13 protein-coding genes and 1 riboswitch are annotated in these 15158 nt (G+C 71.5%); of the genes, 6 read left to right on the top strand and 7 right to left on the bottom strand.

Features of this window, described 5'->3' with window-relative positions:
* Window positions 1–16 precede the first annotated feature (16 nt).
* From OG251_RS27030 to OG251_RS27005, 6 genes are read right to left on the bottom strand one after another with little or no spacing between them, the layout of a single operon-like run.
* Window positions 17–1126, bottom strand: coding sequence for a UbiA prenyltransferase family protein (locus OG251_RS27030; protein ID WP_326679561.1), 1110 nt, complete (start codon window positions 1124–1126; stop codon window positions 17–19).
* Between the two features lie 19 nt (window positions 1127–1145).
* Window positions 1146–2189, bottom strand: a complete 1044-nt coding sequence (locus tag OG251_RS27025) for an NAD-dependent epimerase/dehydratase family protein (RefSeq protein WP_326679560.1) — start codon at window positions 2187–2189, stop codon at window positions 1146–1148.
* Window positions 2180–3625 (bottom strand): aspartate aminotransferase family protein, encoded by a 1446-nt coding sequence (locus tag OG251_RS27020; RefSeq protein ID WP_326679559.1) that lies wholly within the window; start codon window positions 3623–3625, stop codon window positions 2180–2182. The genes OG251_RS27025 and OG251_RS27020 overlap by 10 nt, the downstream gene beginning before the upstream one ends.
* A complete protein-coding gene (locus OG251_RS27015; protein ID WP_326679558.1) occupies window positions 3622–4746 on the bottom strand; it encodes a lysylphosphatidylglycerol synthase domain-containing protein in 1125 nt (374 codons plus the stop codon). Before OG251_RS27015 ends, OG251_RS27020 begins: the two co-directional genes overlap by 4 nt.
* Window positions 4743–5774: a glycosyltransferase family 2 protein gene (locus OG251_RS27010; protein ID WP_326679557.1), complete on the bottom strand. Its 1032-nt coding sequence runs from the start codon at window positions 5772–5774 to the stop codon at window positions 4743–4745. Before OG251_RS27010 ends, OG251_RS27015 begins: the two co-directional genes overlap by 4 nt.
* Window positions 5744–6109 (bottom strand): hypothetical protein, encoded by a 366-nt coding sequence (locus OG251_RS27005; protein ID WP_326679556.1) that lies wholly within the window; start codon window positions 6107–6109, stop codon window positions 5744–5746. The genes OG251_RS27010 and OG251_RS27005 overlap by 31 nt, the downstream gene beginning before the upstream one ends.
* 544 nt (window positions 6110–6653) lie before the next feature.
* On the opposite strand from OG251_RS27005, the gene OG251_RS27000 reads away from it, so the two are divergent.
* The 5 genes from OG251_RS27000 (at window position 6654) to OG251_RS26980 (ending at window position 13775) form a co-directional block, all read left to right on the top strand.
* Window positions 6654–7649 (top strand): helix-turn-helix transcriptional regulator, encoded by a 996-nt coding sequence (locus OG251_RS27000; RefSeq protein ID WP_326679555.1) that lies wholly within the window; start codon window positions 6654–6656, stop codon window positions 7647–7649.
* Window positions 7650–7958: 309 nt separating this feature from the next.
* Window positions 7959–8213: a DUF3311 domain-containing protein gene (locus OG251_RS26995; RefSeq protein WP_326679554.1), complete on the top strand. Its 255-nt coding sequence runs from the start codon at window positions 7959–7961 to the stop codon at window positions 8211–8213.
* Window positions 8210–9844: a monocarboxylate uptake permease MctP gene (gene mctP / locus OG251_RS26990; protein ID WP_326679553.1), complete on the top strand. Its 1635-nt coding sequence runs from the start codon at window positions 8210–8212 to the stop codon at window positions 9842–9844. The genes OG251_RS26995 and mctP overlap by 4 nt, the downstream gene beginning before the upstream one ends.
* Before the next feature lie 244 nt (window positions 9845–10088).
* A riboswitch (cobalamin riboswitch) is annotated at window positions 10089–10211 on the top strand.
* A gap of 139 nt (window positions 10212–10350) precedes the next feature.
* Complete coding sequence (locus tag OG251_RS26985; RefSeq protein ID WP_326679552.1) at window positions 10351–12759, top strand: ribonucleoside-diphosphate reductase subunit alpha; 2409 nt, start codon at window positions 10351–10353, stop codon at window positions 12757–12759.
* Window positions 12759–13775 (top strand): ribonucleotide-diphosphate reductase subunit beta, encoded by a 1017-nt coding sequence (locus OG251_RS26980; RefSeq protein WP_326679551.1) that lies wholly within the window; start codon window positions 12759–12761, stop codon window positions 13773–13775. The genes OG251_RS26985 and OG251_RS26980 overlap by 1 nt, the downstream gene beginning before the upstream one ends.
* A 14-nt stretch (window positions 13776–13789) precedes the next feature.
* On the opposite strand, the gene OG251_RS26975 is transcribed toward OG251_RS26980, so the two are convergent.
* On the bottom strand, window positions 13790–14002 hold the full coding sequence (locus OG251_RS26975; RefSeq protein WP_326679550.1) for a hypothetical protein: 213 nt from the start codon (window positions 14000–14002) through the stop codon (window positions 13790–13792).
* A gap of 81 nt (window positions 14003–14083) precedes the next feature.
* On the opposite strand from OG251_RS26975, the gene OG251_RS26970 reads away from it, so the two are divergent.
* The gene (locus OG251_RS26970; RefSeq protein WP_326679549.1) at window positions 14084–15058 is read left to right on the top strand and encodes a GlxA family transcriptional regulator; all 975 of its coding nucleotides are present in this window, start codon (window positions 14084–14086) and stop codon (window positions 15056–15058) included.
* The last annotated feature ends 100 nt before the right edge of the window (window positions 15059–15158 follow it).

Genomic DNA, 15158 nt, shown 5'->3' with positions numbered 1-15158 from the left:
CGGGCGGTCGGAGGGGTCAGGCGGAACGGTGGGAGAGGAACAGCGCGACGGCGACGAGCAGCGCCCACAGGCCGGAGTTGACGAGCATGGTCCGGTCGCGGAACAGCGCGTGGACCGGATTGCCGCCGCCGTCCTCGACCAGGAGCACCTGGAGATAGCGGGCGAGTCCGAAGACCGCGAAGGGCGCGGAGAGCAGAGTGACCAGTTGGGCCCCGGTGGCGAAGACCGCGTCGTCGCGCACATAGAGCACGTACGAGACGGCGGTCAGTACGGCGACGAGCACGACGAGGTGGTCGAGGAAGGCGAGCGTGTAGCCGCGCAGGGCGGGGCGGTGGGCACGGCCCGCCGCTGTCATCTCGTGCCGTCGTTTGCCGAGCGCCAGCATCAGACAGAGCGAGAACACGCACAGCGCGAGCCACTCGGAGACCGGCTGCCCCACGGCCAAGGAGCCCTGGGCGAGCCGCAGGACGAAGCCCGTCGCCACGATGAACGCGTCCACCAGCGGCACGTGCTTGAGGCCCTGGGTGTAGGCGAGGCTGACCAGCAGATAGAGGGCGGTGGGCCACCACTGCCACGGGGCACCCGCCGCCGCCCAGCCGAGGAGCGACAGGACGAGGAGGCAGATCAGGGTGACGGCGGCTCCGGTGCCGACCCGACCGGAGGCGAGCGGGCGGTGCCGCTTGACCGGGTGCAGCCGGTCGCGTGCCCGGTCGGCGAGGTCGTTGACGACGTAGACGAGGCCGGAGGCGAGCGTGAACCCGAGCACGGCCCAGGCGATGTGCGCGAATCCGGCGGGGTTCAGGGGGCGGGTGTCCAGCAGGGCCAGCGGCACCACGACGAGGTTCTTCACCCACTGGCCGGGGCGCAGCAGGGTGAGCAGATCCCGGGCGGGCCGACGGCGTGGGACAGGTGAAGTCGTGGGGACGGGTGAGGTGGTGGGGGCAGGGGGATTCGTAGGAGCGGGTGAGGTGGTCGGGGCGAGAGGAATCGTAGGGGCGGGTGAGGTGGTCGGAGCGAGGGGAATCGTGGGGACGGGTGAGGTGGTCGGGGCGGTGGAGAGGTCCGGTGGTCCGGGTGGGGCTGCCGTCACCCGCGCGGGCGCGGGTGAGGACTGGGTGATGTCCACGGCAAGGCTCCAGGGGGTTTCAGAAGAAGACCTTGGCGAGACCGAGCGCGCCCTGGCGCCACGGGTCGCGGCTGGTCCGGCCGGCGCCGGGGGCCGGTCCGCTGCCCCGCCGCTGGGTGCGCCACCACTCGTACGTCCGCAGGATGGCGTCCTGGTTCGACTGCGCGGGGCTGAAGCCGAGGCGTTCCCGCGCACGGCTGATGTCGACGTACGAGTCGTCGAGGAGCTTGAACAGCAGGCGTCCGTACACCGGGGAGAGCCGTGCGCGTTCCAGCGTCCGCAGGGCCGCGAGCGCGGGGGCGGCCGGCAGCGGGACGACCCGTTTGCCGTGTCCCGCGGCGTCGAGCACCGCCTGGAAGTCCTCCCGCAGGGTGCCGAAGCGCGCCGCGCCCAGGTTGTAGACGTCGTTGGCGGTCTCCTGGTCGGCGTGGAGCGCGAGCATCACCGCGTCGACGAGGTCGTCCATGCCGAACATCTGGATGCGTACGTCGCCGCGGCCCAGGACGGGGAAGTTGCGGCGTTCCTCGGCCCATTCGAAGAGCATGGAGAACAGGCCCATCCGGCCGGGTCCGAGGAACGTCTTGGGCCGCAGCACCGAGACGCACATGCCCCGGCTCCGGAACTCCTCGCAGATCTCCTCCGCTTCTGCCTTCGCCCTGCTGTACGGGTCGACGGGCTCGCGCGGGTGTTCCTCGGGGGTGGGCACCTGCTTGGGCAGCCCGTAGACGGCGGTGGAGGAGATGTGCACGACGCGCGCCACACCGGCGCGGTGGGCGGCGCCCAGGACGGTACGGGTGCCCTCGACCGTCACCGAGCGGATCTGGTCGGCGGGGTAGCTGGGGAGCGCCGCCGCGCAGTGCACGAGGGCGTCCGCGCCGTCCAGGGCGCGCCCGATCGCCGCGCCGTCGCGGATGTCGGCCACCACGTGGCGGGAGCCGGGCGGCGGGGCCGGGTCGTCCCGGACGTCGAGGCCGGTGACCCGGTGCCCGTCGGCGGCCAGCCGGGCGACGAGGTGGGAGCCGAGCATGCCGGCCGCGCCGGTCACCAGGACGTTCAGGCCCATCGGGACACCGCCTTGTCCTTGAAGAAGGCGGCGAGCAGCCGGTTCATGCCCTTGGCGAGGGTCCTGTCGAAGGCGTCGAGGAAGAGCTCCACCTCGTCGGGGCCCGCGACCAGGCAGGGGGCGACCACCAGCGGGCTCCTGCCGTTGAGCGTGTAGTACATGTAGACGTCGTGGTCGTGGTACATCGCGTTGATCACGGCGCAGGTGATGACCTTGGTGCGGAGCAGCGGGTCGCGGGCGAGGCCGCCCGGGGCCAGTTTGGCCGCCAGGTCGAGGACCTTCGGGCCGCCGTCGAGGAAGACTCCATACAGCGCGCCGGCTCCGCGCACGTCCGCGATGATGTCCGGGTACTGCTTGTGCAGCCGTTCGAGACCGGGGGCGAGGACCCGTTCGATGGCGCGGGCGCGGGCGGGGTAGTCGTCCTCGACGGCGATGTTGACCGCCTCGACGGCGGTGGCGGTCTCCTCGCCGAAGCCGTAGTAGGTGGTGCTGGTCGACTGGAGCATGGCGTCGCCGAGATGGTCGTACGCCTTCCTGAAGACGGGTTCCCTGGCCACGAAGGCGGAGATGGAGGACTTGCCGCCGCCGAAGGACTTCGAGGTCGTCACGACGTCCGGGATCAGTCCGGGATAGCGCATGAAGTGGAAGAGGCTGCCGGTCTTGCCCCAGCCGGTGTAGATCTCGTCGAAGATCAGGACGATGTTCTCCGCGGTGCACAACTCCCGCAGCCCGCGCAGGAACTCCTCCGAGCACCAGGTCATGGTGGAGGCGGAGAAGGGCTCGATCAGGATCGCGTACACATCGCAGCGGCCCTTGGCGTCACGGGCGGCGGCGACCGCCTCGCGCACGGAGTCCAGGTCGCCGTAGCCGAAGGTGGAGACGCCGGGTATGCCGGGAAAGGTGAAGGTGCTCTGGGCGCTGCCGGTGAGGCTTCCCGACCCGAGCAGCTTGCCGTGGAAGCTGATGTCGGCGTGCAGAATCTGCGCTCTGCGTCCGCCGTGGTACTTGTACGCGAGTTTCACCGCGCCCTCGACGGCCTCGGCGCCGGAGTTGGGGAAGAACGACATGTTCAGGTCGCCGGGCAGGAGCTGGGCGAGGTTGTGGCCGAGCGCGGCGACGTACGGCGAGAAGTAGGTCTTGTGGACCTCCATCCGGCGCTGCTCCTGGAAGCGTTGGCGTACGGCCAGGATGCGCGGGTGGTTGTGCCCGTGGTTGAGCACGCCGACGCCGCCGGTGAAGTCGAGGATGCGGCGGCCGTCACGGGTGTGGATCCAGGAGCCCTCGGCGTGGCTGACGAGTTCCCGGCCGAAGCCGAAGGAGGTCATCAGGGACACCTGGCTCTTGTTGACATGGGAGCGGTACAGGTCGTGCACCTGGCGCAGCGGCATGTCGTCGCAGTCGTCGACGGTGAGCAGGGGCTGTGCGTCGGAGGTCACGGTGCTCCTTTCTGGAGCGCGGGTCGGGGAATGGCGGTGGGGGCGGGAGCGGGAGCGGGAGCGGCGGAAGCCTCGGGCGTCGGGGCCGGTGCGGCCGGGGTCGTCGGTGCGGCCGGGGCGGCCGGGGCGGCCGGGGCGGCCGGGGCGACGGTGATGGCGGCCGGGCCGGTGGAGGTCTCGGGCGTCGGGGCCGGGACGGTCGGGGCCGGGCCCGCGAGGCGGGCCAGGAGCAGGGCCGCGCCGGTGGCGGCCACCTCGCTGAGCACGCAGACGAGCCGGCTGGCGATGACCGTGGCCGTGGCGGCGGCCGGTGACATGACCGCGGCCAGTGGTGCGAGCAGGACGAGTTCGCGGGCTCCCCAGCCGTCCGGCAGGACGAAGGCGAGGCTTCCGGCGACCGTGGCGAGGGCGAAGCCGCCGACGCAGACCGCCAGGGAGCTCAGGACGGGGGCGCCGAAGAGCACGGCGAGCGCCCACAGGTGCAGGCCGGAGACCGCCCAGGAGGCGAAGGCCCAGCCGATGGAGCGGCGGATCGCCCGGGGCGAGCCCTCGGCGGCACCGGCCGGGCGCCGGGCGATCCGCATGACCAGGGCCACCGACCGGTTGACCCAGCCCGGCCGGGCGATGGCCGCCGCCGCCAGCAGGACGAGGGGGGCGAAGATCCATGCCCGGACGCCGAGCGCGGCCGGGGCCACGAGCAGTCCGGCCGTGGCGCCGGTGGTCATCCCGACCACGAGGCCGAGCCCGAAGGCGGCGATCATCCGGTCCGGCGCGATCCCGATGCCCTTGCCGAGCTGGATGTGGGCGAGGACGCCCCAGATCCGTCCCGGTACGAATTTGCTGATGACGCCGATGAAGAAGATCCGGGCGGCGTCCGTCGTCCGTACGGCCGGGCCGCCGTCCACGACGAGCACCTTCCACGACAGCATCGACAGCACCAGGCCCGCCGCGTTGGCCAGCAGCGCGGCCAGGAGCAGGACCACACCGCCGGGCCTGCCGGACGCCTCCGCCACCTCCGCACCCGCCCCGCGCAGCGAGCCGCCGACGGCGAAGGAGGCGGCGGCGATGAGGGCGACGGCACCGGTGAGGCGCAGGAGGCGGGTGCGCCGGGAGGCGGTCACGGGGCGACCGCCGCCTCGGAGCGCTCACGCCGCCGTCGCCGTACGGAGGGCCCGAAGCGGGGGTCCACCAGCCAGCGGACACCGCCGTGCACGGCGCCGAGCACCAGCGCCAGATGCACGGTGAAGTGGACGGCGGTGAACCAGAGGAGGAACGCCGGTCCCTTGCGCCGGGCCACGAAGCGGGAGAGCCCGGGATCGGCGACGGCGAAGCCGACGGCACAGACGAGGGGCACCAGCAGCAGCCAGGGAGTGAACAGCGCCAGCGGGAGCGTGGCCGGTACGAGCCCGGCGGCCAGCACTCCCGAGGTGCGGTTGGCCCGCAGCCCGCCGCCGCGCCGGCGCTCCACCGCAGCCACCGGGATGAGCAGTTGGGAGCGGCGGTACTGCTCGGCGAGCAGCGGCAGCAGCCGGTCCACGTCGTCGTGGCGGCCGACGACGGTCTCCGTGAGCCGGATGCGGTGGGTGGCGGCGAGCCGGTCGCTGTACTCCACGTCCTCGGAGTCGCGCAGATTCTCGTCGAAGGGGCCGGTCAGTTCGAAGACCCGGCGCTCGATCGCGGCCAGCGCGAAGAACGCGGTGCCCACGACGCCGACGCTGCGCCGGCGCCAGAAGTGCGCGTGCAGGACGTGGTAGGTCTCCACCGGGCCGTCGTCGAAGAGCGGTTCGGCGTCCAGGATGCCGTGCACACAGCCGGTTTCGGGGTCGCCGGTCAGCAGCGTGACGGCGTTCTCGATCGCGTCGGGGGCGAGCGCGATGTCGGAGTCGAGGAAGAAGAGGATCTCCCCGCGGCTCGCGGCGACACCCAGGTTCCTGGCCGCGGAGACCCCGCCGTTGTGCGGGCTGGCCACCAGGACGCAGGGGAACTCCCGGGCGATGTCCCGTGAGTTGTCGGTGCTGGCGTCGTCCACGACCACCACGTCGAGCGGGCTCAGGGTCTGGGCGTAGACCGATTCCAGGCAGGCGCGCAGGGTCTTCTCGTAGTTGTAGTTGGGGATGATCACGGACACGGTGGGCTGGTCCCGTGACATGTCGGTCCTTGTCCTTTCCGGTCGGGGAATCGGTGCGGGTCCGGGCGGCCGAGGGCGACCAGGTGCCAGCCCCCCGTCCCCGGCCCGGCGGTCAGGACGCCCAGGAGGAAGTCCAGCGCCGCCAGTTCGGCGTGGAGCGCGTCGGGGCACTCCATGAAGAGCGTGGCGGCCACCGCCCGGAGGGACCGCGCGGTGGCGTAGAGGTGGGCCGGGCCGCCGTCCCGCGGCGGTGCCCCGGAGCGGTACGACCGCAGCCGGTCGGCCAGCTCGGCGGCCGCCCGGCGGTCAGGCCCCTCGGGCCCGGCGCGGACCAGCAGGGCGGTCACGAGGTACATGGAGGGGGCGGGTTCCGGGCGTCACCCCCAGGAGAAGCCGTTCAGCCGCCCGGAGGTGAGCGCGATCGCGGACACGGTCACCGCGGCGCAGGCGACGGACAGGCGAAGCGTCATGGCGCGGAACGCACGCATGAGGGGGCTCCTTCTCGATAACAGCACGTGAATGTCGGGGACGGCGCCGAGCATGTCGCCCCGGCCGCCGCGAGGGCCATGTTTTCGGCCTGGCAGGGAGTTGCGGGGCAGCCCGCTGCCAGCGGGCGTACGCCGGGGCACCGGCACGCACCTGCGGCGATGCCGCGCTGGCAGGGAGCGGCCAGGCACCTTCAGGCCAGCGGCGGAACGGTGTCCGCCGCGCCCGGAACGGCCCGCGCGGGGCGCCGCCGGCGCGCGGCTTCGCCGTCGCGCCCGCATCCAGCCTCTGGACTTGGTCTATACCTGCACAGGCTGTGGATCTAAGCTCACGCCCGGTATCCGCGGGACGTCCGGCGTCGGCGCCGGCGTCTGCGGGGGGTCGCGAGAGCCACGCCTGTGGGGGGAGTACGTGATGTTTCAGGTACTGGGGATGGACGCGCGGACGGAATTCGTCTACCGCCTCGTCCTGGAGAGACCGGAACTGACACTCGATGAGATCGTCCTGCGCCTGGGCTGGCCGGAGACCGAAGTGCGCGACGCCCTCGACCGTCTCGCCGAGCTCTGCCTGCTGGACCGGGACGGCGTGCAGGGCCCGGACGAGGAACCGCCCGTCTTCCGCGCCCTCGACCCGGCGGCCAGCCTGCCGTTCCTGCTCTCCCGCCGGGAGGCCGAACTCGCCCGCCAGCAGCGGAGCCTGGAGCTGGTGCGCGATGCCGTGTCCGCCCTCGCCGCGCACCAGGACCGGCCCGCCGCCCGCGGCTACGACGTCATCAAGCGGCTGGAGGGGCTGGACGAGGTGCGTGAACGCCTCACGGAGCTGGCCGAGCTGGCGCGGACCGAATGCCTGTCGCTGCTGCCCGGCGGCGCCCAGGCCCCGGACACCCTGGCGGCCAGCAAACCGCTCGACCGGCAGGCGCTGGAGCGCGGGGTCCGGGTGCGCAGCATCTACCAGGACAGCTTCCGCAACGACCCGGGCACGCTGCGCTATGTGAACTGGCTCGGTGAACTCGGCGCCGAGAGCCGTACCCTTCCGGCGCTGCCCCTCATCATGGTCGTGGTCGACCGCGAGGTGGCCCTCGTCCCCCTGGATCCGGACGACCCCCGCGCGGGCGCGCTCGAACTGCGCAGCCGCGGTGCCGTCGCCGTGGCCCATCTGCTGTTCGAGGAGTACTGGGCCGCCGCCACCCCGCTCGGCCGGATCCCTCCGCGCGGCCCCCACGGCCTCACCCCGCAGGAGGACGAACTGCTGTCCCTGCTGGCGAAGGGGCACACCGACGCCACCGCGGCCCGGCGCCTGGGCGTCTCCCTGCGCACCGTACGCCGGATGAACGCGGAACTGACGGCCCGGCTGGAGGCGCGCAGCCGCTTCCAGGCCGGCGCGGAGGCCGTACGCCGAGGCTGGGTCTGAACCTGGCCCGCCACGGACGATCCGGATCCCACGGATGGTCCGGCCCCCGGCGCGGACCGGACCCGCCACGCACGAGCCGGACCCGCCACGCACGAGCCGGGCCCGCCGCGCGGGAGCCGGATCACCTCACCCTCCCGGATGAACCGGACCCCGTGACGGATGAACCGGACCGCGCCCGCGTACGTGACTCCCTCCGATACATCACCGTTGCCGGACGCCAATGCGGACAGGGGGTGACGCCGGCCGACCGGCTCGCCCGGATCTCCTGCCCATGGCCACCGGCGGTCAGCGAGGGGACGGAGTCACCACATGCCAGAAGACACCGAGGCGAAACCACCCACGGTCACCCCCATGAGAGGGGTGATCGCGCTCTGCCTCGTCGCGCCGTTCGTGGCGATGCTCTGGGTGGGTTCGTACGCGAAGGTCGAGCCGACGTTCATCGGCATCCCGTTCTTCTACTGGTACCAAATGCTCTGGGTGCTCATCTCGACCGCGCTGACGATGGTCGCGTACAAGCTGTGGCAGCGTGACCAGCGCGCCCGCAAGGGGGGTGCTTCCGCATGAAGGACGGCGTGAACGGCGTCGCGCTCGGCGTCTTCATCTTCTTCTTCCTGGCCGTCACGGTCATCGGTTTCATGGCCGCCCGCTGGCGCAGGGCCGAGAACGAGGCGAGCCTGGACGAATGGGGCCTGGGCGGCCGGTCCTTCGGCACCTGGGTCACCTGGTTCCTGCTGGGCGGCGACCTCTACACGGCCTACACCTTCGTCGCCGTCCCGGCGGCGATCTACGCGGCGGGCGCGGCGGGCTTCTTCGCGGTTCCGTACACGATCCTCGTCTACCCGCTGATCTTCACCTTCCTGCCGCGCCTGTGGTCGGTGTCGCACAAGCACGGCTACGTCACCACCTCGGACTTCGTCCGCGGCCGTTTCGGCTCGAAGGGGCTCTCGCTGGCGGTCGCCGTCACCGGCATCCTCGCCACGATGCCGTACATCGCGCTCCAGCTCGTCGGCATCCAGGCGGTACTGGACGTCATGGGCGTGGGCGGCGGGGAGACCACGCACTGGTTCATCAAGGACCTGCCGCTGCTCATCGCCTTCGCGGTGCTCGCCGCGTACACCTACTCGTCCGGGCTGCGCGCGCCCGCACTGATCGCGTTCGTCAAGGACGGCCTGATCTACCTGGTCATCGCGGTGGCGATCATCTACATCCCGATCAAGCTGGGCGGGTTCGACGACATCTTCGCCAAGGCGGGCGAGGCGTTCGCGCAGAAGAACCCGGCGACCGGCCAGCCGCGCGGCGCCCTGGTCCCCGGCGACATGGGCCAATGGGGATACGCCACCCTGGCCCTGGGCTCGGCGCTGGCGCTCTTCATGTACCCGCACTCGATCACGGCGACGCTCTCCAGCCGCAGCCGTGAGGTGATCCGGCGCAACACCACCATCCTGCCGCTGTACTCGCTGATGCTGGGCCTGCTGGCGCTGCTCGGCTTCATGGCCATCGCCGCCGGGGTCAAGGTGGACAACGGTCAGCTGGCCATCCCGCAGCTGTTCGAGAACATGTTCCCGGACTGGTTCGCGGGCGTGGCCTTCGCCGCCATCGGCATCGGCGCGCTGGTGCCCGCGGCGATCATGTCCATCGCCGCGGCCAACCTCTTCACCCGCAACATCTACAAGGACTTCCTGAAGCCCGACGCGACACCCGCGCAGGAGACGAAGGTCTCCAAGCTGGTCTCGCTGCTGGTCAAGGTCGGGGCGCTGGCCTTCGTCCTGACCATGGACAAGACGGTCGCCATCAATTTCCAGCTGCTGGGCGGCATCTGGATCCTCCAGACGATGCCGGCCCTGGTCGGCGGTCTGTTCACCCGGTGGTTCCACCGCTGGGCGCTGATCGCGGGCTGGGCGGTCGGCATGGTGTACGGGACGGTCGCCGCGTACGGCGTGGCCAGTCCCACGCAGAAGCACTTCGGCGGGTCCTCGAAGGAGATCCCGGGCATCGGTGAGATCGGCTACATCGGGCTGACGGCGTTCGTGCTGAACGTCGTCGTCGTGATCGTCCTGACCCTCGTCCTGAACGCGCTGAAGGCCCCGGCGGGGATCGACGAGACCTCCCCCGCCGACTACACGGCGGACGTCGGCGACGCGGGCGTCCAGGCGAAGCTGCCGCCCGCGACGGTGGGTGCGCCGGGCGGTCACTGACCCCCGCGGCGGCACGGTGCGGGCCGTCACGTCTCCCCTGGAGGCGCGGCGGCCCGCACGCTTTCCGGTCCCCCGGACCAACGGCTCGGGAGCGGCCCGAACGGCCCCGTACGGCCCTCCCGGCGCGGCTGGAAGCCCCTTCCCGGCCTGCCCCCGCCGGCCCTCCGGCCGACGCTCCGTCAGGGCCCAACACGCCTCGCGACACAAGATGTGGGGGCTGCCTCATCGGGCGGCCCCCACATGTATGCTCGTGCTCGCTGTCGTCGCAGGGGAATCCGGTGCGAATCCGGAACTGTCCCGCAACGGTGTATTCAGTGTGCTTTTGCACACCCGAAGTCCGACGACCTGTCGACAGCGCGTCCGGCTCGACCGAACCGGACGCCAAGACGTCCGGGCCTCGCGGATGGGCCGGTGGACGCCGTACGCAGTGCTGCCCCGCTCCGGGCTTCGCGCTGCCCGGCTGCCCCCGCTCTCCGCCGGCCCCCAGCCGAGCGAGGGAAAGCCCAGTGACCATCGCGCCAGCCGATCCGGTTTCAGCCTCCGCCGTAGCCGCCGAGGCGACGGAAGCCACGACCGACGCGCCGGGGACCGCACTCCTGCGGACCCTGACCGACCTCACCGTCGATCTGCCCGACACCGATCCCGGACGGGTCGCCGCCGCCGCGCTGCGCGGCCGCAACGCCCGGTCGGACGAGGCCGAGCTGCGTTCGCTGGCCACCGAGGCGGCCGCGGGCCTGATCTCCGAGGACCCCGCGTACTCCCGGCTCGCCGCCCGGCTGCTGACCCGTTCCATCGCCGACGAGGCCGCCGGACAGGGCGCGGTGTCGTTCTCCGCCTCGGTCGCCGTGGGGCACCGCGAGGGCCTGATCGCCGACCGTACGGCCGCCTTCGTGACGCTGCACGCCGCCGCGCTCGACGCGCTGGTCGAGCGGTCGCTGGCCGACGGCGCGGACGACCGCTTCGGCTACTTCGGGCTGCGGACGCTGCACAGCCGCTATCTGCTGCGCCACCCGCACACCCGCCAGGTCATCGAGACGCCGCAGCACTTCATGCTGCGGGTCGCGGCCGGTCTGGCCGAGGACGAGAGCGTGCGCGCGCTGGACGAGGTCGCGGCGCTGTACGGCCTGATGAGCCGGCTGGACTACCTGCCCTCCTCCCCCACGCTCTTCAACTCCGGCACCCGGCACCCGCAGATGTCCTCCTGCTATCTGCTGGACTCGCCCAAGGACGAGCTGGACTCGATCTACGACCGCTACCACCAGGTGGCGCGGCTCTCCAAGCACGCGGGCGGCATCGGCCTCTCGTACTCCCGTATCCGCGCCCGCGGTTCGCTGATCCGGGGCACCAACGGGCACTCCAACGGCATCGTGCCGTTCCTGAAGACGCTCGACGCCTCGGTCGCCGCGGTCAACCAGGGGGGCCGCCGCAAGGGCGCCGCCGCCGTCTACCTGGAGACCTGGCACGCGGACATCGAGGAGTTCCTGGAGCTGCGCGACAACACGGGTGAGGACCAGCGGCGTACGCACAACCTCAACCTGGCGCACTGGATCCCGGACGAGTTCATGCGCCGGGTCGACACGGACGGGCAGTGGTCGCTGTTCTCGCCCGCCGATGTGCCCGAGCTGGTGGACCTGTGGGGCGACGAGTTCGACGCGGCCTACCGTGCGGCGGAGGCGTCGGGGCTGGCCCGCAAGACGATGCCCGCGCGTGACCTGTACGGCCGGATGATGCGTACGCTCGCGCAGACCGGCCAGGGCTGGATGACGTTCAAGGACGCCTCCAACCGGACCGCCAACCAGACCGCCGAGCCGGGCCGCGTGGTCCACTCGTCGAACCTGTGCACCGAGATCCTCGAAGTCACCGACGACGGCGAGACGGCCGTCTGCAACCTCGGCTCGGTCAACCTGGGGTCGTTCGTCGTGGACGGGTCCATCGACTGGGAGCGGCTGGACGCCACCGTGCGCACCGCCGTGACCTTCCTGGACCGGGTCGTCGACATCAACTTCTACCCGACCGAGCAGGCCGGGCGCTCCAACGCCCGCTGGCGCCCGGTGGGCCTGGGCGCGATGGGCCTCCAGGACGTCTTCTTCCAGCTCCGGCTGCCCTTCGACTCCCCCGAGGCGCGGGCCCTGTCGACGCGGATCTCCGAGCGCATCATGCTCGCCGCGTACGAGGCGTCCTGCGACCTCGCCGAGCGCTCCGGCCCGCTCCCGGCCTGGGCCGAGACCCGCACCGCACGCGGGGTGCTGCACCCCGACCACTACGACACCGCGCTGAACTGGCCGGAGCGCTGGGAGGCCCTGCGCGCCCGTGTCGCGAAGACCGGGATGCGCAACTCGCTGCTCCTGGCCATCGCGCCGACCGCCACGATCGCCTCGATCGCCGGGGTGTACGAGTGCATCGAGCCGCAGGTCTCCAACCTGTTCAAGCGCGAGACGCTCAGCGGTGAGTTCCTCCAGGTCAACGCCTATCTGGTGGACGAGCTGAAGCGGCTCGGCGTCTGGGACGCCCGGACCCGCGAGGCGCTGCGCGAGGCGAGCGGTTCGGTGCAGGGCTTCGCCTGGATCCCCGAGGAGGTGCGGGCGCTGTACCGCACCGCGTGGGAGATCCCGCAGCGCGGACTGATCGACATGGCGGCGGCGCGTACGCCGTTCCTCGACCAGAGCCAGTCGCTGAACCTGTTCCTGGAGACGCCGACGATCGGCAAGCTCTCCTCGATGTACGCGTACGCCTGGAAGCAGGGGCTGAAGACGACGTACTACCTGCGCTCGCGCCCGGCGACCCGGATCGCCCGTGCCGCGTCCGGTTCCGCGTCCGCCGCCGCCCCCATTCCCGTACAGCAGGCCCAGGCTCCCGACGCGGACGCCGTCGCCTGCTCCCTGGAAAACCCCGAGTCCTGCGAGGCCTGCCAGTAATGAGCTCCAACGACAACAAGAACCTGCTCGACCCGGGCTTCGAACTGACCCTGCGGCCGATGCGCTACCCGGACTTCTACGAGCGCTACCGGGACGCGATCAAGAACACCTGGACGGTGGAGGAGGTCGACCTCCACTCCGACGTCGCCGACCTCGCCAAGCTCTCCCCCGGCGAGCAGCACATGATCGGCCGGCTGGTGGCGTTCTTCGCGACCGGTGACTCGATCGTCTCCAACAACCTCGTGCTGACGCTGTACAAGCACATCAACTCCCCCGAGGCGCGGCTGTATCTGTCGCGGCAGCTCTTCGAGGAGGCCGTGCACGTCCAGTTCTATCTGACGCTGCTCGACACGTATCTGCCCGACCCGGACGACCGGGCGGCGGCGTTCGACGCGGTCGAGGAGATCCCCTCCATCCGCGAGAAGGCGCAGTTCTGCTTCAGGTGGATGGATTCGGTCGAGAAGATCGACCGGCTGGAGACGAAGGCGGACCGCCGCCGCTTCCTGCTGAACCTGATCTGCTTCGCGGCGTGCATCGAGGGGCTGTTCTTCTACGGTGCCTTCGCGTACGTCTACTGGTTCCGCTCGCGCGGCCTGCTGCACGGCCTCGCCACGGGCACCAACTGGGTGTTCCGTGACGAGACCATGCACATGAACTTCGCGTTCGAGGTCGTGGACACCGTCCGCAAGGAGGAGCCGGAACTCTTCGACGACGAGCTCCAGCAGCAGGTCACCGACATGCTGAAGGAGGCCGTCGAGGCGGAGCTTCAGTTCGGCCGCGACCTGTGCGGCGAGGGCCTGCCCGGCATGAACACGGAGTCGATGCGCCAGTACCTGGAGTGCGTGGCCGACCAGCGGCTCACCCGCCTCGGCTTCCCCCCGCTGTACGGCTCGGAGAACCCGTTCTCGTTCATGGAGCTCCAGGGCGTCCAGGAGCTGACGAACTTCTTCGAGCGCCGCCCGTCCGCCTACCAGGTGGCGGTGGAGGGCTCGGTCGGCTTCGACGACGACTTCTGAGCGGTCCGCCGGGGTCAGATCCTGGCCCAGCTTCCGAGGTGAAGGCGCCGCGTGGCCGTGACCGGCTGCGCGGCGCCTGCCGTTCGCGGGGGTTCGGCCTCGCGTGCCCGTTCCGCCTCTCTCAGCTCGCGGTCGATGCGGCGCTCACGGGCGAGCCCGACGAACGTCGGCAGCAGGAAGAGGGCGAAAACAACCGTAATGCCCAGGTAGTTCAGGAATGTGTTCATGCCCCTACTCTCGTCCGTGCGGGCGGATTGCGGGAGTGGCAGGACTGTCATAGAGCATCGAATTACTGCCACACTGCCGTCATGCTGAAAAATGTCGCCGCCCTGCTGCTCGACGAGGTCCACCCCTTCGAACTCGGCGTGCTCTGCGAGGTCTTCGGGCTCGACCGCAGCGACGAGGGCCTGCCGGTGCACGATTTCGCGGTGGTCTCGGCGGAGGGGCCCGAGCTGCGGACGCACGCCGGGTTCACCATCAGCACGCCCCACGGCCTGGACCGCCTGGAGGAGGCCGACCTCATCGCCGTACCGGCGGGCAGTCATTTCATGGAGCGGGAGTATCCGGAGGAGGTCCTGGACGCGCTGCGCCGGGCCGTGGAACGCGGCGCACGGGTGCTGAGCGTCTGCTCCGGCGCGTACGTCCTCGGCGCGGCCGGCCTGCTGGACGGCCGCCGCTGCACCACCCACTGGCGGCACGCCGACGAGCTGGCCCGGCGCTTCCCCGAGGCCGTCGTGGAGCCGGACGTGCTGTACGTGGACGAGGGGCCGGTCATCACCTCGGCGGGCACCGCCGCCGGGATCGACGCCTGTCTGCATCTGGTGCGCCAGGCGCACGGCCCCGATGTCGCCAACGCCATCGCCCGCCGCATGGTGGTGCCACCGCACCGCGACGGCGGCCAGGCGCAGTACATCCAGCGCCCGCTGCCCCGCACGAGGTGCGACACGGTCGGCGACACCCTCGCCTGGATGGAGCGCCACCTCGACCGGGAGATGACCGTCGAGCAGCTGGCCGGCCTGTCCCACATGTCCCCGCGCACGTTCGCGCGCCGCTTCCAGCAGGAGACCGGGACCACCCCGTACCGCTGGCTGCTGCGGCAGCGGGTGCTGCTGGCCCAGCACTTGCTGGAGACCTCGGACGAGACCATGGACACGATCGCCGGACAGACCGGCTTCGGCAACGCGGCGGCGCTGCGCCATCAGTTCGTACGGTCCCTCGGGACGACCCCGAACGCCTACCGCCGCACCTTCCGCGGTCCGGCCGCGCTCTCCGAGGCCGTCTGACTCCCCGCGGCCGCCGCATACGGGGGCGCGCCGGCCCGCACGCGGCCGCCGCGCACACGAAGGGGCCCCGCTCGCACGGGGCCCCTCGCTCACCGCCCGG

It is taken from the genome of Streptomyces sp. NBC_01237, from assembly GCF_035917275.1.
Lineage (GTDB): Bacteria > Actinomycetota > Actinomycetes > Streptomycetales > Streptomycetaceae > Streptomyces.
The sequence above is the reverse complement of the archived record's forward strand: the minus strand, read 5'-3'. Positions and strand labels throughout refer to the sequence as shown.